Raw genomic sequence first — 2,307 nt, 5'->3', positions numbered from 1 at the left:
GCGCTCAACACGATCCAGATCGCGGAGCTGCTGGTCAAGTAACGCCGGTGCTGGTCACGTAGTCAGCCGAGGGGGGAGCCGTTCGGTAGGACGACGATGACGAGCTCCGCAGCAGCCCTTGACGAGAGCCGTCGCCCGGTAACGCTGATCGGGCGGCGGCGCCGGTCGCGAGCGGGAGAGCCGCGGAACTCCACACTGAGTGGCCGCTACACGCCAGCTGCTTGATGTGCCAGAATCGCAAGCATGGACGCGAAGGCACTCGGTAGGCGTATCGCGGAGGCGCGAGTAGCTGCCGGCATGTCGCAGCGGCAGCTTGCGGAAGTGTTGGGCCAGCTCGATCACACTTCGGTCAGCAAGGTGGAATCGGGAACCCGACGCGTCTCGGCGACGGAAATGTTCGCCATCGCCGCGACGCTCGACAAGCCATTGCAGTGGTTCGTGATGGACGAAGTGCCTGCGGTGATCAGCCGCCGCACCGACGCCGGATTCGACCCGGAAGTCACAGAGCGCATGGACGAGGCAATCGAGTTGCTAGCTGACGACATGCGATCGCTGATGCACAAAGAACTGATCTCGACTGTGCGCCGACCCGAATCGGCGGTGCCCGACCGTCATGAGGACGCGGAGCGGGTTGCCCACGAGGCGCGCAGACGGGCCGGGCTGGACAACGAGCCCATCCCCGATATTCTCTCGGTCTGCGAGCGGCTCGGGATGTACGTGTTCGTGGGTAACTACGGTGAGTCGGCGGATGGTGCCTGCGTGACCGTCGACGGGGACAGCGACACGGCGGTGGCCGCTGCGGTGATCAATTCTGAGCAGCCGCAGGGGCGCAAGCGAGTCACGGTCGCCCATGAACTAGCGCACTGGCTGGTAGGCGACGCCTATGACGCACACAGCTCCGATTCCGAGACGATGGTCAAGTCGGTTGCTATTCACTTCCTGATCCCCCGCGAGGGAGCGGCGAAGTTGTGGAGTGACTACCCGACGGAGAGCCCACGCCGCCGCGCCATCCGCATCGCCGGCAAGTACCGGGTCTCGTGGACGGCTACGGTCAACCAGCTCAAGAACGTGGGTCTGATCGAAGAGCGCGAGCGTGTGGCGCTCGCGCGGGAAGTCCCATTTGCTGGGGACTTTGTGGCGGTGGGTGTCCCGCTACCCGCTGACGACCTCGTCGCTCCGCGGCTGTCCCCGCAATTTGCAGCCGCTGTGGTGCGCGGGTACGAAGATGCCAAACTCACACGTAAGCGAGCGCTGCAGATGCTGCGCGGATCAATCAGCGACGCAGAGCTGCGTCCACGAGACGAGTCACCCTTCGAGGTGATCGACGGAGATGCCTGAACGATGGGTCATGGACACGAGTGTGTTCACCCACTGGCATCGTGCAGGCCACGGCGAGATACTGCGAAGGCTCTCGCCCAGCGGGCGAGTGATATTGATACCGGACGCGGTGAACGCCGAGGTTGAGTTGGCGCGCGAGCGCTACTCCGGGATTCCGGCAATCGCGGAGTGTGAGTGGACCGAACTCGTCGTCCTCGATTCCGACGAGGGAGCAGTGCAGCTGGCGATCCAGTCCGACATGGGAGCCGAGACAGCTGCTGAGCACGCCGGTGAGGCCGCGGTGATCGCATATGCGCAAGCGCACAGCTGCACCGCGATTATCGACGAACGTGAGGCGCTCAGCCAGGCGGTCGAGCGCATGGTCGAGGCCCGGGACTCGATGTGGATCGCCACCGAGGCACTTCACGTCCTCGACGATATCGACCGTGGCGATGCAGAGCGGGTCGTAGATGACCTGCTTGCGACGGGGATGTGGTTGCCGGTGAAATCCGGGGCGAGTCTCGTCGCGTGGGCGTACCGAGAGGGGTACATGGACCGATAACTAACGTGGAAGCGGGAGAGGGTTGTGGCGGGTCTGAGTGGGCGAAGACGGAGTATCGACGACGGGTCCGAGGAGACCGACGAGGAGCAGAAGCTGCGCAACGAGTCGCGCAAGATCCTCGGGCTGCCGGAGCTGCGCGTCGCCGGCACCTGCGTGCGCGTGCCCGTGTTCACCGGTCACACGCTGAGCATCAACGCCGAGTTCGAGCGGGACATCACCCCGGAGCAGGCGCGCGAGCTGCTGTCCTCGGCGGCCGGCGTGAAGGTCGTGGACGTGCCGACCCCGCTGGACGCCGCGGGCATCGACGAGTCGCTGGTGGGCCGCATCCGCCAGGACCAGTCGATCGAGGGCAACAGGGGCCTGAACCTCATGGTGGCGGGCGACAACCTGCGCAAGGGCGCGGCGCTCAACACGATCCAGATCGCGGA

The 2,307-nt window shown here is 65.3% G+C and carries 2 protein-coding genes and 1 pseudogene; all 3 read left to right on the top strand.

The annotated features are described in order from the left end of the window. Positions 1–243 precede the first annotated feature (243 nt). Positions 244–1,338 carry a helix-turn-helix domain-containing protein gene (locus G6017_RS15675; protein WP_182611043.1) on the top strand — a complete coding sequence of 365 codons (1,095 nt, stop codon included), beginning with the start codon at positions 244–246 and terminating at the stop codon, positions 1,336–1,338. A 10-nt stretch (positions 1,339–1,348) separates the two neighbouring features. Next, on the top strand, positions 1,349–1,879 hold the full coding sequence (locus G6017_RS15670) for a PIN domain-containing protein (RefSeq protein WP_182618193.1): 531 nt from the start codon (positions 1,349–1,351) through the stop codon (positions 1,877–1,879). Between the two features lie 54 nt (positions 1,880–1,933). Beyond that, positions 1,934–2,307: pseudogene (locus G6017_RS15665) on the top strand (Asd/ArgC dimerization domain-containing protein); the annotation flags it as partial.

It is taken from the genome of Dietzia sp. B44 (assembly GCF_014145245.1).
Lineage (GTDB): Bacteria > Actinomycetota > Actinomycetes > Mycobacteriales > Mycobacteriaceae > Dietzia > Dietzia natronolimnaea.
The sequence above is the reverse complement of the archived record's forward strand: the minus strand, read 5'-3'. Positions and strand labels throughout refer to the sequence as shown.